Below are 26,552 nucleotides of genomic sequence, written 5' to 3' on the forward strand. Positions count from 1 at the left end.
TAGGTGACACGTTTTCCTGCTTCGTAGTCAGCCGAAATAGTACACACCTGGTAATTGCCGATGATGAACGGCTGCTTCGGGTCGTTTTCAGCCCTTCGCAACGGATAACAATCGGCCAAGCGGACTGTCACGGGCGCTAAGACGGATAGCTGCTCGCCTTGCGGATAGGTTGTGCGTCATACCAATCTGCACTTGCGTACGGGTTGCTCACGGTGTGCTCTCGGCGACCTGGAGCACAGTGCTTGTTCTCTAATGTGCTTCAACTTCGTCTTCACCCTCATCGTAGTAGTCAACCAAGTTCCCCGTCACTTCACCAACCTCAAACTCGCCCAAAGCTTTGGTGCCGAGCAACAAGGTGTTTTTTATTTCGACGCTAAACTCAATATCACGACCGGGTACATCGTGTTCCTTTCGATGATCGCCGCTTGCTGAACCGGCAAAAAGAACCTTTAAGCCATTATCAAACGTAATAGAGTCTAAATCGCCAATCTCGACTTCATCGTATATAGTATCTGATTCTGTGATGGGGCCTGATAGCTCTTCACCTTGCAGTAAGTCATACTTGTGCTTTTCGCAGATGTCTCTGCACACTTCTTCTACTTGATCCTTGGTGATCAATTTATATTCTAAGTTTTCGAAGGCTGAAATGACATGGTCGAATAATAGGTCGGACCCTAATTCCTCGTTGTCTGACCCTTCAGCTTGTACAATATTGTCAAGGCTTGAGGCAAGATCTGTAGGGTCATAGTAAATATATATAACTTGTGATAGTTTTTCGTTATTGAAATTTTCATCGAGTATCAACGACTGGAAGTCTTTATACCCAAATGTCGTTGCTACGACCTCACCTAGTCCGGCCAGGGATAGCTGAATACCGTCTGCTTTCAGGCTTTCTTCGATAGCCAGCATGAAGCTATACGACGAGGGAAAACGATTTGATGCCTGTGCCGACTTTAATCTAGCATTTGCCACAGTAAATCGTTGTCTTTCGATTGTGGCATTCTGCTGTTTTTTCTCTTCTTCTAATTGAGCTTGATTCGCTCGGCTTTTAGCTTCTGTCGCTGCGGCTATCGCCGCTTCCGATGCAGCTGCTGCCGCTTCGGCTTTTTCTTTGAATTTTGCACTCCTTAGCTTTAACTGTTCAGCTATTTCTTTTCGGCGATCAATATCTAATTGGACGTTCTGCTCCAGAAATTTCTTGTCTGGATCCGCAAGCAGCTTTTGTCTATTCAAGGCTTCTTGTTGCTTAGTTTTGCTCAATTCAATTGATATTGCTTGCTGGTGTAGTCGATCATTTGCAAATTTCTGTATCGATTTCAGCAATAATGAAACCCAAGGGAAAGCGAACAAAAAGAGAGTCGTCATTAATAAAGGGATGACAATTATTGTATTGAACGCTACTACGTCGGTTTCTTTTATGTATTTACTGAGCGTGTTAATCCTTTCTGTAGTGGTTCCGTCGCCCCATATTAGTATTGCCAAGTGACTCCAATTACAGACAATCCATGACCCTATGAACGCGCCAATGAAAGGATCGTCGACCTTTGTTTTCGTGTTTCCGGAGATTGACTGCAATATATCGTCAAGAAATTTCATTCCGTATGACCTGCGTTCCCATGTTCAAAATGAGGTATGACTTGCCCTCAAGGCGCTGACGAGTATGGCGATTTTGGGGACCTATCGATACCATCTGATGGCTGCGAGGCTTCACAAATTCCATAACGGTCGAGTCCGCACCAGCCATGGTTCGCCCGCCCACCTTGACTCTCCTCGTTAATGAGGGAGTAGTAACCGTCGAGGATGTCGACGCAGCGGTTAAACTTTGGGCCAGGCGTTCGATGGTGCGTGATGAGCCACTGCATGCTTACCAGCGCCACTAGTTGGTTCGCCTACGAGAGGACGGCAAGCTGAAGGCACAGATGCACCCGCGCCATGTCCCTAGCGAGGTGCCTCTCGCTCAGTTCACAAGCGGAGTGACTCGTACCGCCTGGGGCGTACGTTCTTGAGCGTTTTACAAAGCTCTCGGCCGATATGTGTCTATCTGATAACTTTGTACGCTATGGCCAAATTACCTAGAAAACTAAAAGATCAGACAGCTCGCTTTGGAATCGGAGAGTGGTATGGGTACAACCTGACCCAGCTATCGAGTACAGAAAGACAGCTCCTCGCGGCTGAAACACTGAAACCGAAGAAAGCTAGAGCCAAGCAGCTGTGCCCATTTCAAGCGCGCAAGCAAGATGCTCTTTGCTCAAAAGATGGAGGCGTCTGCTCATTACGTCTCTACTCATATGCAGCGCATCCAGGAACTGGGCGGGCCATGGGTGTCCCGGTTGACGGTAAACAGGGCGATCTTAGGGCTACGTGCCCAAATCGCTTCCATGAAGACCTAGAAATTTTTAAGTGGGTAGGTGAAACCATCCTCGGCGACTCTGACCCGAAACTTGTTGCTGAGGTAGGTTTTTTAGAGGCCGGCGCGACAACCGACAATGAAGGCGGTGAAGACGTTGGCCGAATTGATATGGTTCTTGTCAGCACGAAGACACCGCCAGGAGCGCCTATGGAGTGGGCGGCGCTGGAAATTCAAGCGGTGTATTTCTCTGGTGACGCAATGCGAGGCGAGTTCGAGGCTTTTAGCGACACTGCGGTAGATTGGGTAGTATTTCCAGCAGGGCGTCGTCGCCCAGATTACCGAAGTAGCGGGCCGAAACGTCTCATGCCTCAGCTCCAAATCAAAGTTCCAACGCTTCGGCGGTGGGGGAAGAAGATGGCCGTCGTTGTAGATCGCGCCTTCTTTGACTCTATCGGTGAAATGGACAACGTAAAAGACATCTCGAATGCTGATATCGCATGGTTTGTCGTGCGATTCGAGGAAGTCGAAGGCCAAAACCGTACACGAATTGTGCCTGACGAAGTCCGATACACGACCCTTGAGCGCTCAGTAGAAGGTTTAACAGGTGGAAAGGCGGTGCCCCTTTCGACTTTTGAAGGTCGGATCAGTGATAAATTTGTCTGGCCTGTGCCAATAGAGCAGGTCAGTGGATCTGACCTGCTTGCTTTTGGTGATTTCGAAGCACCTTTACCTGAGTCGGATTAAGACCGTCAGGCGCAGATTTCTTCTTGCGCCTGTACTACTTCAATAAACATGTCTTTTTGGTCAGCCAGGTGATTTACCAGTTGATCAGCAATGGCTTTTGCCATCAACACCGGTACTGCATTTCCGACCTGCTCGTACTGTGATACGCGAGAACCTACAAAACGATAGGTGTCAGGAAAAGACTGGAAACGTGCTGCTTCGCGCACTGTCAGAGTTCGGTCTTGATCTGGCAGAAAAACTGTTCCCCAGTGTGGGTCGCACTTGGTCAACATAGTCCCAGACAAACCATCGTTATGGAGTCGACCATAACGTTTTGTATGATCAGACTTGCGGGCGCGCTGCATACCTTTAGGCAGAAGATCGTGGGGGATATCACGCCATGATCCACCGGGCTTTACATGCTTCATACGCTCAGCATTCTGCTTAGAAAGCTTGGCGGCAATGTGGTTAAAAGTTTCTTGCGCACCATTACGCATTTTTTGAGCGTAGGCGCTGTGAGCGGCTGCCTGATATTGGACAATTTCAGCCCCTTCCCCCATCTCTAAGCGTGGGAGATCGCCAATGGCTTCGTTAACGTTCACCCATGGGTTGAGGCGGGAACGGTCACTCTCAGATAGCTGGAATGTCATCGTGCTACCGCCACGGAAATTGGCGCGCCCAACTGCGTAATGTGTAGGTTCAGGATGCTGAACTTCACTGAAGCGGGAGCCGAGAAGAATTAGCCGCCAGCGTTCTTGCGGAACACCGTAATGAGCTGCGAACAGAATCTTGGCCGTTACGTGGTATCCCAGATTGGTAAAAATATCGATGATCTGACGGAACACTTTTCCGTCATCTAGAGATAGCAAGCCAGGAACGTTCTCGAATACGAACGCCTTGGGCAGGAACTCTTCTAGGAAACGCTCATAGTGCCTGAACAAAGCATTCCGGGGATCACTGAGAAAACGCTCTGGGGCGTTAATCGAGAAACCTTGGCAGGGTGGGCCTCCGACTAGAACGTCTAGCTCACCAGGCTCCAGGCCGAGAAGATTTCTAACCTCTGCTGGATCCACCTCTTCGATAGTCCGGCAGTCTGCAATGGCTTCTGGATGATTGAGCTTAAACGTCTCGATGGCCTCTGGCATCACATCGTTGCCATAGAGGCTGACATAACCAGCTTGTCTAAAGCCCTCGGTGATTCCACCTGCACCACAAAACAAATCGATTGTGCGCAGCGGCTTTTTTTTCTTCCGCGATCCACGAGCTTTTTTGGGCACAGGAGTGTCGATGGAGCTGCCGCCTGTACCTACGTAGATTTCGCTGTTTGCTTCGATTGTCATACCATACTCATTAGCCATTGCTTCTACTCCTTTCAGTAGACATTGGTCAGGTGTGGCCAGGGTCGCAATCCCTGGTCGCACCGTTATCTTCTGTTCAGCTCAGCGGCGTGGCGCTGCTGGCCACAACCTATCAAACCTTGTTGGTTTAGCTGCCGTGTATTGCACGGTGTGCTGAATGTTCTTGTGCCCTAAATAGTCCTGGATTAACCGTGTATCTGCACCTTGGTTGGCCAGTTCGTACCCGCAAGCGTGGCGCAGCATGTGCGGATGGGTAGCCAGAGGTAAATGAGCCTTCTCGCCATATCGACGAATGGCATCCCAAGCGGTACGCCGATTCAAAGGATTCAGTCTCTCTGAAATGAAAAAAGCATCATTTTCAGGTTTCATTTGAGCCCTAACCCGAAGCCAGGCTTTTATATACTTCAGCTCATCTGTACGTAGCGGATGCGTTGTAGAAAGGCCTTTTTTCAAGCGAAAAACGTGTAGAACACGAGACTCAAGGTCAACTTGCGCCAATGTCATGCCACAGGCTTCAGAGACGCGTAGGCCATGACGGAACATGAGCAGCAGTAGACAGCGATCACGCATTTCGTGGCGACTCTCTTTGGTCGCCGCAATCAATCGATCGACTTCGATCTGCGTCAGGTGTTTTCGGGGCTCGATCATTTTGTCCAATCTTCGATGCAAAACAAACGGCGCAATCCCGCGCCGTACCGCAAAAGGATAACACCACATTGGACAAAATGAATCTTTTTGTCCTTAGTTATCCAAGCTATTTCGACCGCCCTCGGCGCGTTTTGACTCCCGCGACTCGTGGCGTCACCAGTGATGCTTCTATGGGCTCCACTGCGCTAGGATTGATTAAGCCGGAATAGATGATCTAACTGTGTTTTTATACAGTATGATTCAAGTTTTTGCTATTGCCATCTGCTGCGTCAAAAATTTACGGGAGCAATGATTCAGAGATTCAGAGGGAACTTTACGCAGTTAGCTGCCTGTTGCGAAGGGCCGGAATCGTACAGATATGGCGCAGCATGTGGTGTTCATCGGTGGTCCGGAGCCGGTAGTAGCGCGCCGTATCGGCGACAGGCGCTACCTTGAGTTGAAGACTGGTCTAGGCGGACGGAGGGGCTGCTGTCGATGTTAGCCGAGCTGGAACATTCAGGATGTGGTCAGCGCTCAAGCTGCCTGATTAAAGTACTAACTCCACCGTCACCAGCAGGGCATCACGCCCGGCGATGGGAACCGCAGCCGTACCTGCGTCATGACTCGATCAGGGTTTGTGTGACGTCTCAGGTCGACGCGTAAAAAACATCAATGGCATCGGCAGATCATCAAATGTAGCGCTATTGCGGAGTGCGCCAGGCCTCCGTTTGATAAGCGGGACGTAGTGCTGCCGGTCGCAGCTGACCTAGTCTCGATCATTGAGTCGTTTGTGACTGGCAATCATCGTTTCATCGGTAATGACCACCACCCAAGAGGGATACAGGCGGCTGCTGACCCACTGGCCGACCCGCTCGCAAGGTACCGAGTGACGATTTCGGTCCACGCTGATCAAGCAGGTAGTGGAGGCCCTCACCGTGCATTCGACCTAACCATCAAAGGCGGTCAGCATTGACATCATTTCAGCTCGTTCAAGCTCCGGAGCCACCACCGTTAGCCCGTTGTACTGCGGGTGCACCAGGTCGCTCCGAAGAGCACGGCGGTGTTAGCCTAGGCAGGCATTCAGTTCGTCGAAGGGGTGGAACATGCAGATTTGAGCATCGAGCCAAATGCGCCGTCGGCTGTCGTGGAGATTCTTTACAACGATGCCTTTTCCTAATCCGAGGGCGCGTTGCAAAAATCTGGGTCGAACAGGTAGTGGGCTCAAATTACGGCAAACCGGGTATGACCGTGCGCCCCTAGCCCCTGTTGCCCCTTATCGACAGCGGTCTTCATGTTGTCGTAGATACCGCGACGCGGCATTCCACCTAACGCACCAGCTGAGCGGGTATAGGCATCGACCAGCATCTCGTGGCCTTGGCTGGGATATGCAACTGGTGAAACTCATCCACCTGTGGTTAATAACTTGTTTAGAAAAAAATACTTAGATGCCTCATTCATCGGTCGTTACTAATGGGGGTGGCAGAAACGGAAAATTTTTGGATAGTTCTAAGAGGCCGTCAACGATATGCCTTGGACCACCACGTGCTTGTAATTCTGCCGAATAATTTATAATTGCTCGCTTTGCTGCATCAACTTCTTTAAATTTATTTAGAGCATCTAGCGTCTCTTTTAATTTTAAATGCTCTGCGTATGCTAGTTTTATATATGGTTCTATAGATTTTGGAGATTTATGCCCCGTAAAATCTAAAACCTGGACCTTGAAAAACTCTAGATCTAAAAGTTTGTTGCGGAAGTCGGATTCGTTAGCAAATTTGAAACTTTCAATTAAAGCGATCAAGTGCTTGGTGACGTAGCGGTGTCTGAACATGTGTGGATGAGCACGACCTAGAACTCCTGCTAGGTTTCGTAGATAATGTATCTCTTGAGTTATGGTGTTAGGTCTTACCGATTGACCAGTCCGTTCACTTACAAAAACATAATCATGACGAGCTTTTTTAATAGAAAGCAAAGGCTCCAAATTCATCTCAATAAAATCTTTAAGAAAGCGAAGGTCACTGTGCGAAATACGAATTCTCCGCGTCACATAGGTATTACCGCCTTTCTTCAAGTTCCGCATTTCAAGCACCGGTTGCGTCATTGCTAGCGCTTTATAAACTGCGCTACGCTGTAATTCCGCTACCTCTGAACGCCGTCCACCGGTAACTTCCAATACCAGTAACATAGCTAGCCTGCGTTTCATAAGGAAAAAATTGGTGTCGCCGTTCGCTGCTGCTGTCCTCAGTTTATCTATCGCAATAGCAGAAATTGAATCCCTAGTTGTCGTCTCACTCTCAATCGGCATCTCAGAATGATCCCAGTACCACCTAGGCGCTGCATCATGTGAATGGTGGACCTGTTTTGATAGTTCAATTTTCTTTTTGAACCCCTTGATGTCTCCATCAATTGCAACATAGTCTGATCGATGCCGGGATCTACCTACGAAGTCAAGAAACTCTAGAGTTCTGCGCAGAATAGAAACAGAAGTCTTAGTTGTTATAATTTTCCCATTAGGGCGGGGGGTGCTTTGTAGTTTTATAAATTCTATAAAATCTGAATCTACTAGTTGGTCTAGGTTTCGTTTCTTGTCGAAGCAAAACCTTATGATGTGTGACAGTTGCGTGGCGTATTGTTTAAGAGTGCCTCCGTCAGAGTGCGTCGATGCACGATTAAAAAATTTAGAAATTAAGTATTGGTTTGCATCGTAACACCAAACGCCGTTGGGCCAGCGCATCGAAACCAAATTTGGAGCGTTTACCAGTTGAGGCTTTTTGTCGAAGCTGAGAGAATGAAATAGCTGAAATTCAGCGGAAGTCAGGAAATATAACTTTGCCATTTTTATCAATTCCTAATTCTATGTTTTTCAGAGGGGAGAGCATTTGATAAATTTCATGATGATGCTCTCTGCAAAGATCAATTAAGTCAGCGCGGCCAGACTCGGTTATGAGTTTCCAGCTTTTATTCAGTGATAGGGTCAGCGCGTAGCTTAAAACAATGAGGTCTTCACGTTGCGTTTCACTTAAATGCTCGACTTCTTTAAGTCTGACTTCGAGGCCACTTTTCGACTGCTTGCGTGGTCGTTTTTGACTAGGCGTTGTATTGACTTTTTTTTGCGCTGCCTTTCGCAATTTATCGAGGTAGCTGTAACCTCCTTTGAGGTAGAGATCTGCTGAGCGTTTGAGGCTATTTATAGTAGTTTGAATAATTTCTAATTCAGGATTAACGTAGCTCGAAAGCGATTTTTGGCTTGCCAAATAAATGCTTGGTTTTGCTCCTCCCCAATGTATGTAGTTTCCTTCGATTGTATCGAGAAGTAATTGTTTAAGTTTTAAAATCGATGTCTGCTTAATTCTCTCGCTCTCAAGCATGCTTCACCGCCGTAATGATCGTAAAGTTTTCATTGTTATTTGACATACTAAAAACGGGTTCGGTTGTTATCTGGTTTCTGGAAATTAAATAGTTTAAGTATGGCCGCAATTCAGCCTCTTGAATCACCCTGATATTGGACGTGCAAAATCTTTTCTCTATAAGTCTAGCGAGAGGAAGGTATGTTAGGTCTCCGCGTCGTGTAATCTCGGAAAGTACTTCGGCTTTTACGCTATTAATAGTGTCCCCTGATACTGTGTCCGTGATGTAGTGAAACAAATGGCGGTAGTTGCTATGGCCTAGGAATTGTCGAAGAGCTTCCATGTCGCCAAAACCTCCCCAAAAAAACATCTGCGCAAAGAACCGCCTGAATTGATGTTCCCGGAAAAGGTAGATTTGTCCTTCGTTGTTGGTGTAATTGAATTTAAGGCAAAGCTTGTCTAGTGCATCATTATAAACAACGCTACCAAAATATTTTTTTATCCCCAGTGTTTTAGTGTATGGAGGGGATAATAATGACCTATTCTTACAACAAAATCCCAACGTCTCAATGTTGGAATGAAATTTTATCAGCTTTGCGAAGATGTCTACGCATATCTTTGGGATTGGGCAGGGAAGAGGTTGTCTTATATCACCCTCTCCAGACTTACCGTTCTGGAAAATAATCTGTCCTGACAAAATATCTATATCTTTGCGAGTTATTCTTATTAATTCTTCTTGGCGTCTTGCTGTAAGCGCCCCAAGAATTAGTTCGAACGATCCATAGAGAATCTTTATATGCCAATATAGCTCGCTTTTTTCCTGCGCATTCTGGGCCTCTCGGGACTCCCAATTAGGTGTCTTCCAGCGTGTAATTCCTAATTCGGATAGAGATGCTGGTATGCAGGTTGGCAATCGCTGCTGGCAAGTCAAATCTATCGGCGTTAAATCGCCGCATTCTTGGTAGTATTCCAAACAGGCTTCAAAGAGGCCGTCGGCGTACCTTGAGACATAACTGATCGCTTCCTTTAGGGCACTTATTACGAGAGGGTACGGAATGCTAGAGAAATTCCCTGTAATTGTTGATTCATCCGAGATGAGTTGTGCTCTATCAGTTTCAAACGTTTCAATTGGCGTAGGTAAATCAAAGCGACCTAGTTCGAGAATATCCTTAAAGCAGGAAAGGTGCCTGGAGATAGTCTGTGTTGAGGGCGTGTTGCGGTTTGTTCTCGTTGGTACTCTATTTATAGACTTCTTTTTTTTGAGCGGTTGTATGTCAATTTCTGGCGGGCAAGAAAATTTCGAACCTTTGAATAGGCAGTTCAGAAATATTGACCGCGACAACTCTCTTGCCGAATAGTTTGGGAAGGACCTTTTTGTACTTGAAAGTTGTCGGCGTTCATGGTGGAAAAAAATTCGAGCCGATCTAGCTTGGCTTTTGGTGAGATCGCAAGTATACGATGCTAGATCGAGGTCGGACTGTTCTACGCAAACAGGATATAGGCCGCCATTATCCAGCTCTTTAGTATTTTCCTCAATTTTGCATTTCACTAATGTCGAGAAACGCTCGGTCCAATTGTAGTAAATGTCATCATCTGAGTTGTAATTGTTAACTCTATATACGAGCATGCTATAGAAGCTTTCTGAAATTGCTGCAAACCCGTCTCTGCGAAGGCGCGAAATAGGTATGTGCTGAAGAATAAAGTCAGCCTGTTTTAAGACTAAAGTTAATCTGCGCGTTCTCACATTGGTTTTATAGGGGATATTCGTAGCACAATCCGCACCTTGCATCAAAAGCCATGTTTTAATGCTGCTCAAAATTTTTGAATTACGGTAATCGGTTAATTTTGACCCGTCCGAAAGCAACACATTGAAATCAATTGGCGTTGCTAACCCTTCGATTATCCATAGCGTTGAGCCAACATCAGAGGTCAAGCCTTTCAGTAACGGGTTGGTTTTTGATGGTTCATAGCCATCGTCTAGAAAGCTTAATGACGGGATGGTTGAATTACTTACGCGGCGAGTGTCAATCATGTGCTCACCACTGGTGTTATCAGTCGTGCGGATGCGAGCATCGCCTTAATGTCTGGTCGGTTGAAATTTTCATCTCCAATATGATCAATTAATAGCCTACTTATTCTTATCCAATATGAGTCCGTCGAGTCGTTGTTTTCTCTATTTAAATCGCGATTGCTAAAGTCTAGCAGCAGTCTTAAGGAGCTAATGCCCACCGAAATAATGATCTCAGTATCGTTGTCATTAGCCTGTATAGAACCTGCATTCTCGCATTCAGTATTGAAGTGTTTTCTGAAGTTCACGACATGATTTTTGATGAACTGATTAGCCTGATCAATCGTCATTCCCGTTGCTGGCGATAAGTAATCCGTATCGCTAACCGCTTCGAATATAATTAGGTGTTGTACAATTCGAATCCAGCGTACCGCAAAGAAGCGAATGAGTGCGCTAGGAACGTACCTTTTAAGGAGCTTTATAGAAAACTCATCGTGCCCTAATCGCTTGGAAACCCCAGCAAGATCTCTATCTTCTATATAAAGTTTGATTGCAGAAGTAGCCCTGATCGCCGTGAGTGTTATCCGTTTTGCAAGAGTTCTCGCGTAATTTGAACTTATATTAGTTGATTCAATAAGTTCTTTTTCTAGGGTGGATCTATATTGGCTGCCCATTTCGAATTTGACGGGGCTAGGGTATGAGAAAAGTCGACCGCGACTAAGAAATAAAAGTCTCCAGTTATCATCCCCGTTTCTTCGTAGAAACTCTCTAAGTGGCCGAGCCATTTCAATGAGCTTTTTCACGGCGTCATTAGTTTCAGGCGTTAGAAATACAATCTGTTCAGCTTTCTTTTTTCCTTTTCTACGCTTGTAGCCTTTTAGATAAACTACATTATCCACTTCAATATAGCCGGAGTATCTACCGTGTACATCGTATAGCTCCAGGGTCGATAGAAACGATGGGGTCACCTCCGGATGGACGACAATAAGGTATGCTGCATAAGCGGTCAGGATCTCTCGATTCGGTAGCCCTAAGATTTCAGCCGCCGCTGTGAGGGGGACCCTGAAGTGTTGCGTTCCAGCAAGTGAGTCTGGGTAGGTTTGGTAGCCAAACTCGCGAAATTTATGAACTACATATTGTATCTGCTGTGGCGATAACTCTGCCATGCTGTCTACTTTCTTTACAATGTTCGCTACTGGCGTGATGCTGCCTATTTGGCCGTGTTTAAGTGCCGTGTCGAATGTTTTATAGTGTCTTGCTATTGAATATTTCGCCCAGCTAGTAATTGTGGTAATGTCTTTGCTAACTTGGCCGAATATAAGTTCGATGGCTTCGTCGTCAGTGACTTCCAGCGGAACGTCAAAAGTAAGCTTGCTACTTATATTTTTGCCGTCTTCGTTCTTCCCCATATGTGTTTCAGCCAAGTGTTTTGGCGGGGTGTTTGTAGGCAAGCCACGTCGTGGTTTAGCTATCAGACCTGAAGGAAATAATTTATTCTCCAGAAAGAATGAGATAGGTCCGCGCCAATGTTTGCATAATGTACGAAATCGTGTCGGACTGTTCTCGTCATGATTTTCCAAAAAGTACTTTTTTCGCATATCCGAAAACAGTCTTTCGGTAAAATCTGGGTCGTTAAGTTCCAGTGCCGTAGAGTCTTTATATTCGTTGGTTAGGAGGTTTATAAGAGGCCTAATTGCATAGATGTAGCATGAAGCTCTTGTGGCCAAATAACTTTGGCAAACATTATAAATGCCGATGGTGAACTCTGCGCCATGAGATGCGTATAACTCGTAGAGTTCGATGCTTACGGTTTTACCTTTGGCGTTTCTACATTTCCAGCCATTCAGATATAGTTTTACTTCTGGTCGAATTGATAGTTTTTCAAAGTTATTAACTAAAGCGTTTAGATCTTCGCTATTAAGATAAAATCCGATGTCCGGTAGTTTATGATCCAGGCGATGATGGTCATAGATTAGCTGGATCAAAACTTTACATTGTTCAGTTACTGAATATCGGTGTCGATTGGTCCAGCCTGCAAATTTTTTGGATGCAAGTGCTCCTATGAGTAGATTCATAATTTTCATAAACTCAGGTGAATCTATTTTTTCGCGTGATAGATCTATGCTGGCTATCAGCAAAACACACTCAAGGAGCTTAAAAAATTTCCCTAATGATAAATCATCCTTGCAGACGTACTTATTGGAGTCAGCGATGTACATCACATGAGCGACGAAGCACGGACTCACCCGCGTAAGCGGCATTTTGTTCAAGTAGCTCGTCGGTGATGGGATTAGATGCGGCATGTAGAGTATCTGATAGAGATGAGGTTCTTTCAGATTACATAAGTTTCAGCGGCCTGCAACAGTAAAAAAAATATTGCTCATGGTGTCGTGTTCTTTATTTTTTGTTAAATGAAAAAAGTGTATCAATCAAAATTTTGTGCAGGTTTGTATCTCTATGTATTTTAAAAGATTTTATATTTTTGTTTATTATGTGCTTTACAAGTTTTGCAAATAATAAATGATAAAGTTCAATAAGATTTTTTTCTGCTGGTGGTCGTGTTGAGTTCGGTTTTGGGGTGGGCCGCGCCGCAACTGCCTGGGATGTAGCTAGTGTCATACATGAGTAAGGATATTCAAAGGTAGTGATTTCTGAGATTCAACTTTGAGATTCCGTTTGCTTCTGGGGGCTATAAGGTACTGCACCTCACGACCTTCGATGTGGTGCGTAGATACTGTAACGATTGTGATGCAGCCAATTAGCATGCGCCCGTTGGGGTATGGAGGTCTTGAGGTGTTCAGCTGGTTGGTCCGATTTAGAATTGGAAACGGCGAGCTTGGGTGGTGGTCACTCCGTGGGCCGTATCACACGGCTCAACACTGTTTATTTGGTGCGCTGGACTTGGTTTGTCAAGGACTGCGTTGGAGCGATAGTTGTCAGATAATTCGATTGCGAAATATCATAAAAAAAACAGATATAAATCAATTAGATATGCATGCTTGACAATATGTGTATCACAGCAAAACTTGAAGTTCGTCGAGGAACAGCACGCCATGATGGGCGAGGGTGATTTCGCCGGGTTGCGGCTTCGATCCGCCACCCACCAATGCAGGGCCCGAGGCGGAGTGATGGGGCTGACGGAAGGGTCTTTGCGGCCAGTGGCTCAAGGGCACGCAACTGGTGACGGATTGAATGGCAGCGACCTCCAGCGCCTCATTTTCGGCTAACGGAGGAAGCAGCCCCGGTAACCGACTCGCCAACAGTGTTTTCCCGGTTCCTGGCGGTCCGCTAAATAGCAAGTTGTGAGCCCCGGCCGCCGCAATCAGCAATGCGCGCTTGGCAGAGATTTGCCCCTGCACCTCATTCAAGTCCGGATAGGGTTTGCTGGCATAGAGCAAGCCATTGGAAACGTAGGGTTCAACCGGCGTATGTCCATTGAAGTGCGCAACGGCTTCCAGCAGGTGGTCCACGGCAAACACCTTCAACCCGGACGCCAGGCACGCTTCCTCGGCGTTCGCCCGTGGCACCATCAACGAGCGTCCGGCCTTGCGTGCGGCCAGCGCAGCCGGCAACACACCTCTCACGGCCCGTACCGCGCCAGACAATGCCAACTCTCCCAGGCATTCAATGTCATCCAGCGTCAACGTTGGCACCTGCACGCTGGCGGACAGAATCCCCAAGGCAATCGCCAGATCGAATCGGCCGCCGTCCTTCGGTAAGTCCGCAGGCGCGAGATTCAGCGTGATGCGCCGCGCCGGGAATTGCAGACCCGAGTTGATGATCGCGCTGCGTACCCGATCCTTGCTTTCCTTTACCGCCGCTTCGGGTAAACCGACCATCGTCAGCGATGGCAAGCCGTTGGCCAGATGGACTTCGACGGTGACGGCGGGCGCATCCACGCCAATCTGGGCGCGGCTGTGGACGATGGAGAGGGACATGGTCGTTCCTTGAGCTTTACGGGAACCGCTTCCTGCGGTTTTTTGAAGGGTAGTCGTGGACGCGTGACGGCGCAGGCGCCAAATTTTCGCAGGATGTTGCGAGTGTCTTTCTGATGGGTGAAGCGTAAGGGAGTGGGGATTTGCGACGTAATCAGTCGCAGGATGAGGTTGTTGTAGGACGTTGCCTGGATTAGTGAAGGACGGCGGCGAAGCTGAATCGAGGGCGAAAAAAACCGCCTGAAAAAGCGGTTTTTATGTGCAGGCTTCGGTGAGGCCAAGACCTGCGCATCCTCAACGGACACATTGACGGTGCTGAGATTATTCACCTTTTTTTGTCGAATCAAGCGTAGCGGGTGCCCTGTAGCCGGCAAGCCAACCGCTTGGTTCCAATTCTTTACCGCAAGCCGCAGCGACCTCGCAAAAGCGACGTTGAGTAGCCGATACGTTCCCGGCCAGCCGGAGTGCCTCCGCATGATATCCAGCGATGAGTAGAAGTTTGGCTTTTCGTTTTCCGGGTTTCATAGCGATCTCTTTTTTTGGATTTGAAGATGGCTTTACAGGTCGGTCAGCTTAAGAGGTAAGCGCGGTGGTGATGCAATGAGAATAGGTGCTCCTTTTCGTAGGAAATGTCTGTGTTTAAAAGGAGTTCTGAAGGCCTTTGGTAGTCCTTTTCCCAAAGCTTTGAAGGGATGGTCAAGAGTCGCATTGGCGCATTTGCATAAGTGAATTCAGGTTATACACTCAAGATTAATGCATAACGTTAAGCTTTAAATTATGATCGTTAGCTTTAAGTGTTCTGAGACCGAGTACCTGTTTCGCAACGGTAAGACCCGTATGTGGTCAGCCATTATGAGTGTCGTGGAACGAAAGCTGACGATGCTTGATGCTGCTGCCGTACTGATTGACCTTCGATCGCCGCCGGGTAATCGCTTGGAGGCGCTGGGGGGGAATCGAAAAGGTCAGCACAGCATCCGTATCAACGCTCAATGGCGAATTTGCTTTGTTTGGGGTCTTAACGGGCCAGAGAATGTCGAAATCGTCGATTATCACTGAGGTGAGTAATGACTAAGAATGGTATGCGTCCGGTTCACCCCGGCGAGATCCTCAAAGAGGAATACCTGGAGCCTCTGAGCCTTACGGCGGCAGCCTTGGCTAGAGCATTGAGCGTTTCGACACCAACGGTGAACGATATCGTGCTCCAGCGCCGGGGTGTCAGCGCTGATATGGCTTTAAGGCTATCTATCTGTCTGGACACGACCCCGGAATTTTGGCTGAACCTGCAGTCGACTTACGATTTGCGCAAAGCCGAGATTGAGCGAGGGGCAGTGATCCGGGATCAGGTTGAGCGGCTTCCGCACTGCGCCTGATCCTCAATTCCTGGACGAACCCCACGCTATAACGTGGGGTTTTTTTTATCGTTCAGAATGCCTGGAGTATTCGTGAAGCACGTTTCCACCACGGTGCATTGACCACAGTCTGCGGCCGTTCACTCTCCGCCAGCATCTGCGGAACATCCTGCAGCCGTATCCACGGTTGGTTATTCCAGTGCAGCAAACTCAACGACATCTCCGGCCAGTTCAACAGACTCAGGACAGGGCGTTCGCTTGTTGCCGGTAGTTGAGCATCTCTGAGGGCTGGCACTACGTCGTGGGTCAGCCATTCGCGCAGGCCTCGGTATTCGGGGCAGTAGTGGTAGACGAGCAGGGCGTAGACGCCGGATTCGCTGACCAGCAGGGTGTTTTCGAGGGTGCCGTGGATGAGTATCCGCAAAGTCTGGTGCTGGTCGGGATCGAGTTTGCGGACGGCGCGTTCGTCGAGGAAGAGGCGCAAAAGACGGCCTAGATCTCGGGCGCTAAACCAGGCTTGGTTTTCCAACAGCAGAGCGTGGAGATGAAGTTTGTGGCGGGTGAAGGTGTGTGGGATCAGATAGTTGTCGTCCATAGAGCATCACTCAAACTCGCATGAAGGAAACTGCCGCTGATCGTCGCCAAACGAAAAGGGTGGCAGCTGTGCGCGGGTTGGCGAACCGGTGCATGCGAAAAACCGGCAGACCCGAAGGTCTCCCACGCCCAGCCGCCATAATTCGAAAGGGGAATAATGCCCAGAGTCGAACGTGGTTGCGGTGCGTCACATGCTATCCAGGTCGCCAAACCCAGTGCTGAATATTCAGCTGGGGATGAGCTTAGAAACCTGGGCTTCGCGGCGCTATCGGACGGCGGTGTGATCTTTGTAGGACGTTGCCGAGATGGTGGCGGGGCGGAAGATCAAAAGATCGCAGCCTGCGGCAGATCCTACAGGGGGTGGTCTATCCAGTGTGGGAGAGCTGGTAGACCGAGGTGACGCTATTCGCGGGCAAGCCCGCTCCCACAGGGATTTGCAGTGTTACTCGGCAGGCGGATTGAGCTTCGCTTCAAGCTCCGCCACCTTCGCCTCAAGACTCTCCAGCCGTGCCCGGGTGCGTGCGAGCACGACCATCTGGCTATCGAACTCTTCACGACTCACCAGATCCAGCTTGCTGAAGCCACTCTGCAACAAAGCCTTGAACTGGCTTTCGATTTCGCTTTTCGGCAATGGGGTTTCGCCGCTGAAGAGGCGGGAGGCGGTGCCGGTCAGGGCGTCGAGGAAGTCTTTGGGTGCGAGCATGGCAAATGTCCTGTCAACAATGGCGGGCAGTGTATCACGCAGTGTCTATAGTCAATTCCGGCGGCAGGGATGCACGCTTTTCGCGCATGCGGACGGACGGCATCGCACCGTTGTTGTGCGTAACGCGTCAGGTGTTGCAGTGATGTGGTGGGTATCTGCGGCCAAAGGCTTGAAAACAGTAGGTTTTGTGGAGATGGCAAGCTTTCTGCTTAGTCAGTAGTAACCCATGCACTGATGCAGTCGCTGTGACGAATGCAGTGCGCCGAGCGGAACGGGGAGTTGTTTCGTGAGGAGCGGTTAGCTGGCGTCGGACGGGCAGGTAAGGCCGACGATGCGTTACAAAGCCAGGCACTGCGCTTAGACTTGAGTCGGGTTTGTTTTCCTGGGGCAAGTCCACCAATTCGGGAGAGAGTTTTCATGAAGCTAGTCACTGCCATCATCAAGCCGTTCAAACTGGACGACGTGCGCGAATCGCTGTCCGAGATCGGCGTGCAGGGCATTACCGTTACTGAAGTCAAAGGCTTCGGTCGGCAGAAGGGTCACACCGAGCTGTACCGCGGCGCGGAGTACGTGGTCGATTTTCTGCCCAAGGTGAAGATCGATGTCGCCATTGACGACAAGGATCTGGACCGGGTTATCGAGGCGATAACCAAGGCTGCCAACACCGGCAAGATCGGTGACGGCAAGATCTTCGTGGTCAATCTGGAACAGGCGATTCGCATCCGTACCGGCGAAACCGATACCGACGCGATTTAAAAGCCGCCACAAACCCAACGCCCCAGGAGAAAACAATATGACTCTGCGTAAATTCGCAGGGCTAGGAGCCCTGTTGTCCCTCGTAATGCCCGGCCTGGCTATGGCGGCAGATCCGGTGGCGCCTCCAGTCCTCAATTCCGGCGATACCGCCTGGATGATGACCTCGACAGCCCTTGTGCTGTTCATGACCATCCCCGGCCTCGCGCTGTTCTACGGTGGCATGGTTCGTTCCAAAAACGTTCTTTCGTTGATGATGCAATGCTTCGCCATTACCGGCCTGGTCACCATCCTGTGGTTCATTTATGGCTACAGCATGGCGTTCGATACCACGGGGATGGAAGCCAACGTCGTCAACCTCAACTCCTTTGTCGGCAGCTTTGCCAAGGCCTTCCTCGCGGGCATCACGCCTGCCAGCATTACTGGCCCGACGGCGCTGTTCCCTGAGGCGGTGTTTGTCACCTACCAGATGACGTTTGCCATCATCACTCCGGCGCTGATCGTCGGTGCGTTTGCAGAACGGATGAAGTTCTCCGCGATGCTGGTGTTCATGGGGATCTGGTTCACCGTGGTTTACGCGCCGATTGCGCACATGGTCTGGAGCGGTCCGGGTTCGCTGTTGGGCGACTGGGGCGTGCTCGACTTCGCCGGCGGCACCGTGGTGCATATCAACGCCGGTGTGGCCGGCCTGGTTGCCTGCCTGGTATTGGGCAAGCGTAAAGGTTTCCCGACCACCCCGATGGCTCCGCACAACCTCGGCTATACCCTGATGGGCGCCGCGATGTTGTGGGTCGGCTGGTTCGGTTTCAACGCAGGTTCCGCTGCTGCTGCCAACGGCACTGCCGGCATGGCGATGCTGGTGACTCAGATCGCTACTGCCGCAGCAGCCTTGGGCTGGATGTTTGCCGAGTGGTTGACCCACGGTAAACCTAGCGCACTGGGTATCGCTTCGGGCGTGGTTGCCGGTCTGGTTGCGATCACTCCGGCGGCGGGTACCGTTGGCCCAATGGGTTCGATGATCATCGGTCTGGCAGCGGGCGTGGTGTGCTTCTTCTGCGCCACCACCCTGAAACGCAAACTCGGTTATGACGATTCCCTGGACGCCTTCGGTGTGCACGGTATCGGCGGTATCCTCGGCGCGATCCTGACCGGTGTCTTCGCTGCACCGTCCCTGGGTGGCTTCGGCACCGTGACCGACATCGCCGCACAAGTCTGGATTCAGTGCAAAGGCGTGGGCTTCACGGTGATCTACACCGCAATCGCCACCTTTATCATTCTCAAGGTCCTGGACGCTGTCATGGGCCTGCGTATCACGGAAGAAGAAGAGGCTGTCGGCATCGACCTGGCACTGCACAACGAACGCGGCTACAACTTGTAAGCACGCGCATAAAAAACTTGCCCGGCTTGCCGGGCATTTTTTTGTCCAGGATTTGTCCATGAAGGAGCTGCTGAAAGGTTTTTTCCTACATGTTTGGTGGTGTTTACGGCGGGCGTTTTTCTGCGGCCAATGGCTTACATGATTGAAGGAATATTAGGGCCTTTGTTTTTTCCCAGAGCGCGCTAGAATGCGCCCCGAACGTGCGGAGAACTGTATGTGGCAACAGACTCTGATAACCCTGCGGGCAAGGCCTCGGGGCTTTCATCTGGTAACGGACGAGTTACTCGCCGGCTTGCCTGAAATCAAGGCGTGCCGGGTCGGTCTGTTGCATTTGTGGCTGCAGCATACCTCGGCGTCGTTGACCATCAACGAAAACGCCGATCCGGCGGTACGTCGCGACTTCGAACGATTCTTCAATCGTCTGATCCCACAAGGAACAGACGGCTATGAGCATAACGACGAAGGCCTGGACGACCTCCCGGCGCACTTCAAGGCCAGCGTGCTTGGCTGTCAGCTCAGTTTGCCGATTTCGGCGGGCCGACTGGCGCTGGGAACCTGGCAAGGCGTTTATCTGGGCGAGCACCGTGATTTTGGCGGTGCTCGTAAAGTCCTCGCCACCGTGCACGGTGAAGAGGCATGAGCCGCTGGTCACCAGCGGCTATTGAATTTTTCCGGCGGCCTTCGACAGATGGCGAAGCTGGGCTATAACTAATCTGCTTTTCGCAAGTCATGAGGTAGAACATGAGCGACGATGATCTGGAAAACGACGACCTCGAAGTAGGCGACGACGACGAAACCGAAGAAGGTCTGGAAGCAGCGGCCGAAGACGTCGCTGAAGACGACGGCGGTGATACGCCCGTTCCGACCGCCAAAGGCAAAGCCAAGGCAGCGGTATCGGTCGATGAGCTGCCGAGCGTTGAAGCCAAGAACAAGGAACGCGACGCCCTGGCCAAGGCCATGGAAGAGTTTCTGGCGCGGGGCGGCAAGGTGCAGGAAGTGGAGGCCAATGTGGTCGCCGATCCTCCCAAGAAGCCTGACAACAAGTACGGCAGCCGGCCTATCTAAGCGCCTGCTACCTGCTTGCTGAAAAAGCCCGCCGTCGCTGCGGGCTTTTTCATGGGTGATACAAATCGTGGGTCTGCGGTGATCCCCTGTGGGAGCGAGCTTGCTCGCGATAGCGGAGTGTCAGCCAATATCAATGTTGAATGTCACACAGCGATCGCGGGCAAGCCCGCTCCCACAGGTTTTGCGTCAGGCCGAGGCGGAGTTCCACAGAGCCAACAGCGCTGGCAACTCGGTCAAACTGCGAATCTCGGCATCCGGTGCCTTCTCGGCTTCCCAGGCCTTGCCCGCCGGGTTAAACCAGATCGCCCGCAATCCCGCCTGCTGTGCTCCGGCAATGTCATCTCCCGGATGATCACCGATATGCACCGCCGTCTCCGGCGTCGCCCCGCCACGCTGCAACGCCTCGTGAAACAGTCGCGCATCGGGTTTGGCGATGCCGATGTCTTCGGCGCACAACGCAAATTTGAAGTAGTCCGCCAGCCCCAACCGGCGCACATCGGCGTTGCCGTTGGTGACCACGCCGAGGGCGTAGTGTTTGGCCAGCGTGCCCAACGTCGGCTCGACGTCAGGGAACACATCGATCTGGTGCCGCGCGTGCAGAAACACTTCAAAACTCTTGTCGGCCAGATCAGAAGCCAGGTCATGGTCGTAGCCGGCTTCTTCCAGCGCATGGAACAGCACCCGGCGGCGTAGCGCGCTGATGCGGTGTTTGAGGCCCGGTTCGCTCCCCAGGATACGCTCGCGAATCGTCCACAAATGCTCCACCGGCACCGCGCCCAGGTTGGGTGCGTGCTCGGTCAGCCATTCACGCAATACGGCTTCGGCGCTGACGATCACCGGGGCGGTGTCCCACAGGGTGTCGTCGAGATCGAAGGTGATCAGTTGGATGGTCATTAATCATCGCCCTTAATGCGTTTGGCCCGTGGATGGGCGCTGTCGTAGACCGTTGCCAGGTGCTGGAAGTCCAGGTGGGTATAGATCTGGGTGGTCTTGATGTCCGAGTGGCCAAGCAGTTCCTGCACCGCTCGCAGGTCCTGAGAGGACTCCAACAAGTGGCTGGCGAAGGAATGTCGCAGCATGTGCGGGTGCAGGTTCTGTCCCAGTTCGCGCTCGCCGGCCGCCTTGACCCGTACCTGAATGGCCCGTGGCCCCAGGCGCCGGCCTTGCTGGCTGACAAACACTGCGTCGTCCGTCGGGTTGGTCATGGCCCGCAACGGCAGCCACAATTCCAGGGCTTCACGAGCCTTTTTACCCACCGGAAGCAGTCGGGTCTTGCTGCCCTTGCCGAGTACTTGAACCATGCCGTCGGCCAGATCCAGCTGATCCAGATTGAGTCCAGTCAGTTCCGAAAGCCGCAAGCCCGAGGAATAGAACAACTCCAGAATGGCCTGATCCCGGCGCGCAAGGAAATCATCTTCCACCGCGCCTTCAAGCAGTTGCAGCGCACGGTCGGTATCGAGGGTTTTAGGCAGCCGGCGTTCGCCTTTGGGCGGAGCCAGACCGTTGGCCGGGTCGTGATCGCACAGGCCTTCGCGGTTCAGATAGTGATAGAGCCCGCGCACTGCGGAGAGCAGGCGCGCCAGGCTGCGGGACGATTGACCCTGTGAATGCAGGCGCGCGATCAGGCTGCGCAAGCGTTGAATGTCCAGGGCGGCCCAGCTGCTGATGTTCTGTTTGACGCACCAGCCGAGCACTTTGTCGAGGTCGCGGCGGTAGGCATACAGCGTGTGGGGCGACACCTGTCGCTCACTGCGCAGGTGTTCGCAGTAAGCGTCCAGTTGCCGTTCCACGATCAGCGTACCGAGCGCAGGGAACTGTTGACCCGTGGCAGCACCCGGCCCATGACTTCGGCGATGTAGCTCAGGAACAGCGTGCCAACCGAGCTTTTATAGTGCTGCGGATCGCGACTGGCGATGGCCAGGACGCCGTGGATGCCTTGATAGCTGATGGCGACGACGGCGGTGGAGCCGATCTGCTTGCGCTGTTCTTCGCCGAACAGGAAGTCCAGTTCGTGATCGCGCAGGCTGCCGCTGACGCTTTTGTCCTCCGAGAGCAAACCGCCAATGGCCGTCTGTGCTTCGGCATGGGTCACCCAGCGGCCGACCGGCATGGGATTGTCACCTAGCAGGATCAGGCTGACGAAAGGCACCTGGAAGTCCTGGCGCAGACTGTCTTCGACGCTGATGACCACGTCTTCCAGGCTGTTGGCGTCCATCAGCGCGAGAATCAGGCGGCGGGTCTTGTCGAACAGGCGGTCGTTGTCGCGGGCCACGTCCATCAAGTGCGAGAGGCGATGACGCAACTCGATGTTGCGGTCGCGCAGGATCTTCATCTGGCGCTCGACCAGCGAGACGGTATCGCCACGCTGGTGCGGAATGCGCAAGGCCGGGAGCAGTTCTTCGTGCTCGACGAAGAAATCCGGATGAGCCTCCAGGTACGCGGCAATTGCCGCCGCCTCAAGGCTTTCGGAAGGGGATTCGTCGGGCTGTAGGGCGGGAACCTGGGGCTTATCTTTCATGGATTCGACTCTCTCAAAGACGCACTTGTCCTTCATAAACGCGCACTGCCGGGCCGGTCATCATGACCGGTTGGCCTGGGCCTGCCCATTCAATGGACAGACGCCCGCCGGGCAGGTCGATCAATAGCGGCGAATCCATCCACCCCTGGCTGATCGCAGCCACTGCAGCTGCGCAAGCGCCGGTGCCGCAGGCCTGGGTTTCCCCGGCGCCACGCTCCCAGACGCGCAACTGCGCGCGGTTCCGGTCGATGACCTGGAGAAAACCGACATTGACCCGCGCCGGGAAACGCGGATGGTGTTCGATTTTCGGCCCCAGTTCATGCACCGGTGCGTTGTTGATGTCGCTGACCCGGAGCACGGCATGAGGGTTGCCCATGGACACGGCGGCCAGTTCGACCGGGGTGCCATCGACGTCGAGCTTATAGCTCAGCGCCTGTTCTGGCGCCTCGAATGGAATCTCGGCCGGCACCAGGCGTGGTGCGCCCATGTTGACACCGATCTGGCCGTCGCTGCGGATATCCAGCTCGATGATGCCGCTTTTGGTCTCGACGCGAATCTGCCGCTTGGCGGTCAGGCGCTTGTCGAGCACGAAGCGGGCAAAACAGCGCGCACCGTTGCCGCACTGTTCCACTTCGGAGCCGTCGGAGTTGAAGATTCGGTAACGGAAATCAACGTCCGGGTTGCTCGGCGCTTCGACGATCAGCAACTGGTCGAAACCGATGCCCGTGTGCCGATCGCCCCAAAGCTTTGCGTGCTTGGGCAGGATGTGCGCGTGCTGGCTGACCAGGTCGAGGACCATGAAGTCGTTGCCCAGGCCGTGCATCTTGGTAAAACGCAGCAGCATGGGGTTACTCCGGCAGCAGGCTTTCGCCAGCAAACAACTCGGCTACCGTCTCACGGCGACGCACTTCGATTGCCTGATCACCGTCCACCAACACTTCAGCGGCGCGGCCACGGGTGTTGTAGTTGGAACTCATGACAAACCCATAGGCACCGGCCGAATGCACGGCCAACAGGTCGCCTTCTTCCAGGGCCAGTTCACGGTCCTTGGCGAGGAAGTCGCCGGTCTCGCAGATCGGGCCGACGATGTCGTAGGCACGCGCGGCAGTAGTGCGCGGGCGCACGGCGGTGACGTCCATCCAGGCCTGGTACAGCGCCGGGCGGATCAGGTCATTCATCGCCGCGTCGACGATGGCGAAGTCTTTGTGTTCGGTGTGCTTGAGGTATTCGACCTGAGTCAGTAGCACGCCGGCGTTGGCGACGATAAAGCGGCCCGGCTCGAACACCAGTGCCAGGTCACGACCGTCGAGACGCTCGCGCACAGCTTTGATGTAGTCGGCAGCCAGCGGCGGCTCTTCATCGCGATAACGCACGCCCAAACCACCGCCGAGATCGATGTGACGCAGGTAAATGCCGCAATCGCCAAGGCGGTCGACCAGGCCCAGCAGACGGTCGAGGGCATCGATGAACGGCGGCAGGGTGGTCAGTTGCGAACCGATGTGGCAATCGACACCGACCACTTCCAGGTTCGGCAGCTGCGCGGCGCGGACGTACACGTCTTCGGCGTCGGCGATGGCAATGCCGAACTTGTTCTCTTTAAGACCGGTGGAAATGTACGGGTGGGTGCCGGCATCGACGTCCGGGTTCACACGCAGCGAGATCGGGGCGCGAACACCCAGCTCGGCGGCGACCACTTGCAGGCGTTCCAGCTCGTCGGTGGATTCGACGTTGAAGCAATGCACGCCGACTTCCAGGGCGCGACGCATGTCGTCACGGGTCTTGCCGACGCCGGAGAACACGATCTTGTCGGGGCTGCCGCCAGCGGCCAGGACACGTTCCAGCTCACCACGGGAGACGATGTCGAAACCAGCGCCCAATCGCGCCAGGACATTCAGCACACCCAGGTTGGAGTTGGCCTTGACCGCGAAGCAGACGAGGTGTGGCATGCCGACCAGTGCATCGGCATACGCCAGATACTGGGCTTCGATGTGGGCACGGGAGTAGACATAAGTCGGTGTGCCAAAGCGTTCGGCGATGGCGGACAGGGCAACACCTTCCGCGAACAGCTCGCCGTCACGGTAGTTAAAAGCGTCCATGGCGTTCCCTTATTGGTAGACGTCGTGCTTGTGTGCTTTCGACGGGCTCTTTTGCGAGGATTGGGCTTGCTCGGCTGGATCCTGGGAATCGTCAGGCAGGTACAGCGGGCCTTTTTGACCGCAGGCCGACACAAGACAAGCAATCGCTGCGAGCGCAGCAAGGGAAGAGATCAGGCGCTTCATGGCGAAATCCTTGAAAATGCGTTAATTGCGCCGGAGTATACCGGCCACCCGGCAGCTTGCCTATGTAACGGAGCTCCCGTCCGGCGGGGCTTCGCGCGATGCTCTCGACCAAGCGTAATCCCTGTGGGAGCGGGCTTGCCCGGGAAGACGGTGGTTCGGTCAACAAAGATGTTGAATCTGCTGGCCCCTTCGCGGGCAAGCCCGCTCCCCCATGTACTGTGTTTGATGTACCTATATCGGCGCTTGATCGTTATCCTTTGCAATCGTCGGGGCTCGCCCGTATCTTGCGGCGCTTGAGCGTGAACAGACATTTTTTGAGGTTGCCGCAATGAGTTTGACCGAAGCCCGTTTCCACGACCTGGTCGATACCACCCAGCAAATGCTGGAAGATATTTTCGACGAGAGTGATCTGGATATCGATCTGGAGAGCTCGGCCGGTGTGCTCACCGTCAAGTTCGAAAATGGCAGTCAGTTGATCTTCAGCCGCCAGGAGCCGTTGCGCCAGCTATGGCTTGCGGCGGTATCCGGTGGCTTCCACTTCGACTATGACGAAGAGAGCGAGCGCTGGATGTGCGACAAGAGCGAAGAGCAGCTGGGCGAGATGCTCGAACGCATCGTCAAGCAGCAGGCTGATGTCGAACTCGATTTCGAAGGTCTGTGAGCTCGTGACTCAGCCCGTTCGTCCTCCCAAGCCGCTTTACAGCAATGTCAGCCCGGCGGTGCCTTCGCCGTGCAGCGGTGTCTGTCGGCTGGACGAGCAAAAGGTCTGCCTCGGCTGTTTTCGCCATGTCGAAGACATCCGCGAATGGCGCTCGGCCGATGATGATCGCCGGCGAGCGATCTGCGCCCAGGCGACCCAGCGCAAATCCTGCGCCTGACACTTAACTGTAGGAGCGAGCCTGCTCGCGATATCGGTCTGACATTCAACATTGATGGTGTCTGACACGCCGCTATCGCGAGCTGGCTCGCTCCCACAGGGGCTCCTCTGACTCAGCTTGCAAAGGTCATATCGGGGCTTGGTCGGCCTGACTTGTATATTTATTGAGCTGTGATAGTGTCCAGAAACGCCTCAACCCATCGAGGTTCGTGAAAACCCCGCCTTTTTCTGGCGGGGTTTTGCTTTTTTTGCGCAGAAGAAAGGAGTCTGCCTCTATCATGACCGTACCTTCCATCACCCTTACTCGTCTGGACGTGCAACGTCTGGAGCGCCTGATCGACAGCCTGGATGACACGCTGCCGGGCGTTATCGCGCTGCAAACCGAACTGGACCGCGCCGATACCGTGGTCGGTCACGATGAAGTGCCCGCCGATGTCGTGACCATGAATTCACGTGTGCATTGCCGTGAAGAAATCAGCGGCAAGGACTATCACCTCACGCTGGTTTATCCCAAACATGCCAACGCCGATGAAGGCAAGATTTCCATTCTGGCGCCGGTTGGCAGCGCGCTGCTGGGCCTCAAGGTCGGGCAGCACATCGACTGGCCGGCTCCGGGGGGCAAAACCCTGAAACTGACCCTGCTGGAAGTTGAATCACAGCCTGCCAATGGCGGCGATTTCCCGGAATAGAA

General features: G+C 52.4%; 25 protein-coding genes and 2 pseudogenes. 10 read left to right on the top strand and 17 right to left on the bottom strand.

What is annotated here, in order from left to right; translation table 11 throughout:
• Positions 1-249 precede the first annotated feature (249 nt).
• Complete coding sequence (locus ACM6I0_RS16805) at positions 250-1,596, bottom strand: hypothetical protein (protein ID WP_222588986.1); 1,347 nt, start codon at positions 1,594-1,596, stop codon at positions 250-252.
• Positions 1,597-2,002: 406 nt separating this feature from the next.
• Here ACM6I0_RS16805 and ACM6I0_RS16810 point away from each other — a divergent pair, with 406 nt between their 5' ends.
• Entirely contained in the window at positions 2,003-3,094 is a 1,092-nt protein-coding gene (locus ACM6I0_RS16810; protein WP_222588985.1) for a NotI family restriction endonuclease, read from the top strand.
• 5 nt (positions 3,095-3,099) lie between these two features.
• On the opposite strand, the gene ACM6I0_RS16815 is transcribed toward ACM6I0_RS16810, so the two are convergent.
• The 8 genes and pseudogenes from ACM6I0_RS16815 to ACM6I0_RS16850 form a co-directional block, all read right to left on the bottom strand.
• On the bottom strand, positions 3,100-4,431 hold the full coding sequence (locus tag ACM6I0_RS16815) for a DNA cytosine methyltransferase (RefSeq protein ID WP_414922849.1): 1,332 nt from the start codon (positions 4,429-4,431) through the stop codon (positions 3,100-3,102).
• A gap of 81 nt (positions 4,432-4,512) precedes the next feature.
• Positions 4,513-5,079 carry a tyrosine-type recombinase/integrase gene (locus ACM6I0_RS16820; RefSeq protein ID WP_222588983.1) on the bottom strand — a complete coding sequence of 189 codons (567 nt, stop codon included), beginning with the start codon at positions 5,077-5,079 and terminating at the stop codon, positions 4,513-4,515.
• Positions 5,080-5,392: 313 nt separating this feature from the next.
• Positions 5,393-6,450 (bottom strand): annotated as a pseudogene (locus ACM6I0_RS16825) (Mu transposase domain-containing protein); the annotation flags it as partial.
• A gap of 58 nt (positions 6,451-6,508) precedes the next feature.
• A complete protein-coding gene (locus ACM6I0_RS16830) occupies positions 6,509-7,891 on the bottom strand; it encodes a tyrosine-type recombinase/integrase (RefSeq protein WP_414922850.1) in 1,383 nt (460 codons plus the stop codon).
• Positions 7,860-8,423: a hypothetical protein gene (locus tag ACM6I0_RS16835; protein ID WP_222588981.1), complete on the bottom strand. Its 564-nt coding sequence runs from the start codon at positions 8,421-8,423 to the stop codon at positions 7,860-7,862. The genes ACM6I0_RS16830 and ACM6I0_RS16835 overlap by 32 nt, the downstream gene beginning before the upstream one ends.
• Positions 8,416-10,434: a site-specific integrase gene (locus tag ACM6I0_RS16840; RefSeq protein WP_222588980.1), complete on the bottom strand. Its 2,019-nt coding sequence runs from the start codon at positions 10,432-10,434 to the stop codon at positions 8,416-8,418. Before ACM6I0_RS16840 ends, ACM6I0_RS16835 begins: the two co-directional genes overlap by 8 nt.
• Entirely contained in the window at positions 10,431-12,629 is a 2,199-nt protein-coding gene (locus ACM6I0_RS16845; RefSeq protein WP_414922851.1) for a hypothetical protein, read from the bottom strand. The genes ACM6I0_RS16840 and ACM6I0_RS16845 overlap by 4 nt, the downstream gene beginning before the upstream one ends.
• 810 nt (positions 12,630-13,439) lie before the next feature.
• A pseudogene (locus ACM6I0_RS16850) lies at positions 13,440-14,348 on the bottom strand (YifB family Mg chelatase-like AAA ATPase); the annotation flags it as partial.
• Between the two features lie 774 nt (positions 14,349-15,122).
• Between ACM6I0_RS16850 and ACM6I0_RS16855 the strand changes: the two are divergent.
• Both ACM6I0_RS16855 and ACM6I0_RS16860 read left to right on the top strand, forming a co-directional pair.
• Complete coding sequence (locus ACM6I0_RS16855; RefSeq protein ID WP_140675427.1) at positions 15,123-15,401, top strand: type II toxin-antitoxin system RelE/ParE family toxin; 279 nt, start codon at positions 15,123-15,125, stop codon at positions 15,399-15,401.
• Positions 15,402-15,409: 8 nt separating this feature from the next.
• Entirely contained in the window at positions 15,410-15,715 is a 306-nt protein-coding gene (locus ACM6I0_RS16860) for a HigA family addiction module antitoxin (RefSeq protein WP_123434882.1), read from the top strand.
• A gap of 52 nt (positions 15,716-15,767) precedes the next feature.
• On the opposite strand, the gene ACM6I0_RS16865 is transcribed toward ACM6I0_RS16860, so the two are convergent.
• Both ACM6I0_RS16865 and ACM6I0_RS16870 read right to left on the bottom strand, forming a co-directional pair.
• On the bottom strand, positions 15,768-16,289 hold the full coding sequence (locus tag ACM6I0_RS16865; protein ID WP_414922852.1) for a Bro-N domain-containing protein: 522 nt from the start codon (positions 16,287-16,289) through the stop codon (positions 15,768-15,770).
• Between the two features lie 441 nt (positions 16,290-16,730).
• Entirely contained in the window at positions 16,731-16,991 is a 261-nt protein-coding gene (locus tag ACM6I0_RS16870; RefSeq protein WP_046032213.1) for an accessory factor UbiK family protein, read from the bottom strand.
• Between the two features lie 417 nt (positions 16,992-17,408).
• On the opposite strand from ACM6I0_RS16870, the gene glnK reads away from it, so the two are divergent.
• The 4 genes from glnK to sutA all read left to right on the top strand — a co-directional run bounded on the left by glnK (position 17,409) and on the right by sutA (position 20,187).
• Positions 17,409-17,747, top strand: coding sequence for a P-II family nitrogen regulator (gene glnK, locus ACM6I0_RS16875; protein ID WP_002555808.1), 339 nt, complete (start codon positions 17,409-17,411; stop codon positions 17,745-17,747).
• Positions 17,748-17,784: 37 nt separating this feature from the next.
• Positions 17,785-19,122 carry an ammonium transporter gene (locus tag ACM6I0_RS16880; protein ID WP_285431719.1) on the top strand — a complete coding sequence of 446 codons (1,338 nt, stop codon included), beginning with the start codon at positions 17,785-17,787 and terminating at the stop codon, positions 19,120-19,122.
• A gap of 214 nt (positions 19,123-19,336) precedes the next feature.
• The gene (locus tag ACM6I0_RS16885) at positions 19,337-19,762 is read left to right on the top strand and encodes a secondary thiamine-phosphate synthase enzyme YjbQ (protein WP_222588975.1); all 426 of its coding nucleotides are present in this window, start codon (positions 19,337-19,339) and stop codon (positions 19,760-19,762) included.
• A 101-nt stretch (positions 19,763-19,863) separates the two neighbouring features.
• Positions 19,864-20,187 (top strand): transcriptional regulator SutA, encoded by a 324-nt coding sequence (gene sutA / locus ACM6I0_RS16890; protein WP_090178135.1) that lies wholly within the window; start codon positions 19,864-19,866, stop codon positions 20,185-20,187.
• 186 nt (positions 20,188-20,373) lie between these two features.
• On the opposite strand, the gene ACM6I0_RS16895 is transcribed toward sutA, so the two are convergent.
• Genes ACM6I0_RS16895 through lptM form a run of 6 tightly spaced genes read right to left on the bottom strand, consistent with a single transcriptional unit; the run spans position 20,374 to position 24,984 of the window.
• A complete protein-coding gene (locus ACM6I0_RS16895; RefSeq protein WP_414922853.1) occupies positions 20,374-21,081 on the bottom strand; it encodes an HAD family hydrolase in 708 nt (235 codons plus the stop codon).
• Positions 21,081-21,977 (bottom strand): tyrosine recombinase XerC, encoded by an 897-nt coding sequence (xerC, locus tag ACM6I0_RS16900; protein ID WP_285431721.1) that lies wholly within the window; start codon positions 21,975-21,977, stop codon positions 21,081-21,083. Before xerC ends, ACM6I0_RS16895 begins: the two co-directional genes overlap by 1 nt.
• A 2-nt stretch (positions 21,978-21,979) precedes the next feature.
• Complete coding sequence (locus ACM6I0_RS16905) at positions 21,980-22,705, bottom strand: DUF484 family protein (RefSeq protein WP_090178145.1); 726 nt, start codon at positions 22,703-22,705, stop codon at positions 21,980-21,982.
• Between the two features lie 13 nt (positions 22,706-22,718).
• On the bottom strand, positions 22,719-23,549 hold the full coding sequence (gene dapF / locus ACM6I0_RS16910) for a diaminopimelate epimerase (protein WP_414922854.1): 831 nt from the start codon (positions 23,547-23,549) through the stop codon (positions 22,719-22,721).
• A gap of 4 nt (positions 23,550-23,553) precedes the next feature.
• Positions 23,554-24,801, bottom strand: coding sequence for a diaminopimelate decarboxylase (lysA, locus tag ACM6I0_RS16915; protein WP_222588971.1), 1,248 nt, complete (start codon positions 24,799-24,801; stop codon positions 23,554-23,556).
• A gap of 9 nt (positions 24,802-24,810) precedes the next feature.
• Positions 24,811-24,984, bottom strand: a complete 174-nt coding sequence (gene lptM / locus ACM6I0_RS16920; RefSeq protein ID WP_285431724.1) for an LPS translocon maturation chaperone LptM — start codon at positions 24,982-24,984, stop codon at positions 24,811-24,813.
• A gap of 328 nt (positions 24,985-25,312) precedes the next feature.
• Between lptM and cyaY the strand changes: the two genes are divergently transcribed.
• From cyaY to rnk, 3 genes are all read left to right on the top strand, one after another.
• On the top strand, positions 25,313-25,645 hold the full coding sequence (gene cyaY, locus ACM6I0_RS16925; protein WP_090178152.1) for an iron donor protein CyaY: 333 nt from the start codon (positions 25,313-25,315) through the stop codon (positions 25,643-25,645).
• Between the two features lie 4 nt (positions 25,646-25,649).
• The gene (locus ACM6I0_RS16930; RefSeq protein ID WP_222588969.1) at positions 25,650-25,862 is read left to right on the top strand and encodes a DUF1289 domain-containing protein; all 213 of its coding nucleotides are present in this window, start codon (positions 25,650-25,652) and stop codon (positions 25,860-25,862) included.
• Positions 25,863-26,139: 277 nt separating this feature from the next.
• A complete protein-coding gene (rnk, locus tag ACM6I0_RS16935) occupies positions 26,140-26,550 on the top strand; it encodes a nucleoside diphosphate kinase regulator (protein ID WP_285431726.1) in 411 nt (136 codons plus the stop codon).
• Positions 26,551-26,552: the final 2 nt, after the last annotated feature.

It is taken from the genome of Pseudomonas sp. IT-P294, assembly GCF_949767865.1.
In the GTDB taxonomy this organism is placed as follows: domain Bacteria; phylum Pseudomonadota; class Gammaproteobacteria; order Pseudomonadales; family Pseudomonadaceae; genus Aquipseudomonas.

Excerpts from the sequence above, each read along its gene's own strand:
- glnK (WP_002555808.1), top strand. The coding sequence starts at position 17,409 with ATGAAGCTAGTCACTGCCATCATCAAGCCGTTCAAACTGGACGACGTG.
- ACM6I0_RS16905 (WP_090178145.1), bottom strand. The coding sequence starts at position 22,705 with ATGAAAGATAAGCCCCAGGTTCCCGCCCTACAGCCCGACGAATCCCCT.
- ACM6I0_RS16840 (WP_222588980.1), bottom strand. The coding sequence starts at position 10,434 with ATGATTGACACTCGCCGCGTAAGTAATTCAACCATCCCGTCATTAAGC.
- ACM6I0_RS16805 (WP_222588986.1), bottom strand. The coding sequence starts at position 1,596 with ATGAAATTTCTTGACGATATATTGCAGTCAATCTCCGGAAACACGAAA.
- lptM (WP_285431724.1), bottom strand. The coding sequence starts at position 24,984 with ATGAAGCGCCTGATCTCTTCCCTTGCTGCGCTCGCAGCGATTGCTTGT.
- cyaY (WP_090178152.1), top strand. The coding sequence starts at position 25,313 with ATGAGTTTGACCGAAGCCCGTTTCCACGACCTGGTCGATACCACCCAG.
- ACM6I0_RS16845 (WP_414922851.1), bottom strand. The coding sequence starts at position 12,629 with ATGTACATCGCTGACTCCAATAAGTACGTCTGCAAGGATGATTTATCA.
- ACM6I0_RS16855 (WP_140675427.1), top strand. The coding sequence starts at position 15,123 with ATGATCGTTAGCTTTAAGTGTTCTGAGACCGAGTACCTGTTTCGCAAC.
- lysA (WP_222588971.1), bottom strand. The coding sequence starts at position 24,801 with ATGGACGCTTTTAACTACCGTGACGGCGAGCTGTTCGCGGAAGGTGTT.
- ACM6I0_RS16865 (WP_414922852.1), bottom strand. The coding sequence starts at position 16,289 with ATGGACGACAACTATCTGATCCCACACACCTTCACCCGCCACAAACTT.
- ACM6I0_RS16895 (WP_414922853.1), bottom strand. The coding sequence starts at position 21,081 with ATGACCATCCAACTGATCACCTTCGATCTCGACGACACCCTGTGGGAC.
- ACM6I0_RS16860 (WP_123434882.1), top strand. The coding sequence starts at position 15,410 with ATGACTAAGAATGGTATGCGTCCGGTTCACCCCGGCGAGATCCTCAAA.
- sutA (WP_090178135.1), top strand. The coding sequence starts at position 19,864 with ATGAGCGACGATGATCTGGAAAACGACGACCTCGAAGTAGGCGACGAC.
- dapF (WP_414922854.1), bottom strand. The coding sequence starts at position 23,549 with ATGCTGCTGCGTTTTACCAAGATGCACGGCCTGGGCAACGACTTCATG.
- ACM6I0_RS16820 (WP_222588983.1), bottom strand. The coding sequence starts at position 5,079 with ATGATCGAGCCCCGAAAACACCTGACGCAGATCGAAGTCGATCGATTG.
- ACM6I0_RS16830 (WP_414922850.1), bottom strand. The coding sequence starts at position 7,891 with ATGGCAAAGTTATATTTCCTGACTTCCGCTGAATTTCAGCTATTTCAT.
- ACM6I0_RS16880 (WP_285431719.1), top strand. The coding sequence starts at position 17,785 with ATGACTCTGCGTAAATTCGCAGGGCTAGGAGCCCTGTTGTCCCTCGTA.
- rnk (WP_285431726.1), top strand. The coding sequence starts at position 26,140 with ATGACCGTACCTTCCATCACCCTTACTCGTCTGGACGTGCAACGTCTG.
- ACM6I0_RS16885 (WP_222588975.1), top strand. The coding sequence starts at position 19,337 with ATGTGGCAACAGACTCTGATAACCCTGCGGGCAAGGCCTCGGGGCTTT.
- ACM6I0_RS16870 (WP_046032213.1), bottom strand. The coding sequence starts at position 16,991 with ATGCTCGCACCCAAAGACTTCCTCGACGCCCTGACCGGCACCGCCTCC.
- ACM6I0_RS16815 (WP_414922849.1), bottom strand. The coding sequence starts at position 4,431 with ATGGCTAATGAGTATGGTATGACAATCGAAGCAAACAGCGAAATCTAC.
- ACM6I0_RS16835 (WP_222588981.1), bottom strand. The coding sequence starts at position 8,423 with ATGCTTGAGAGCGAGAGAATTAAGCAGACATCGATTTTAAAACTTAAA.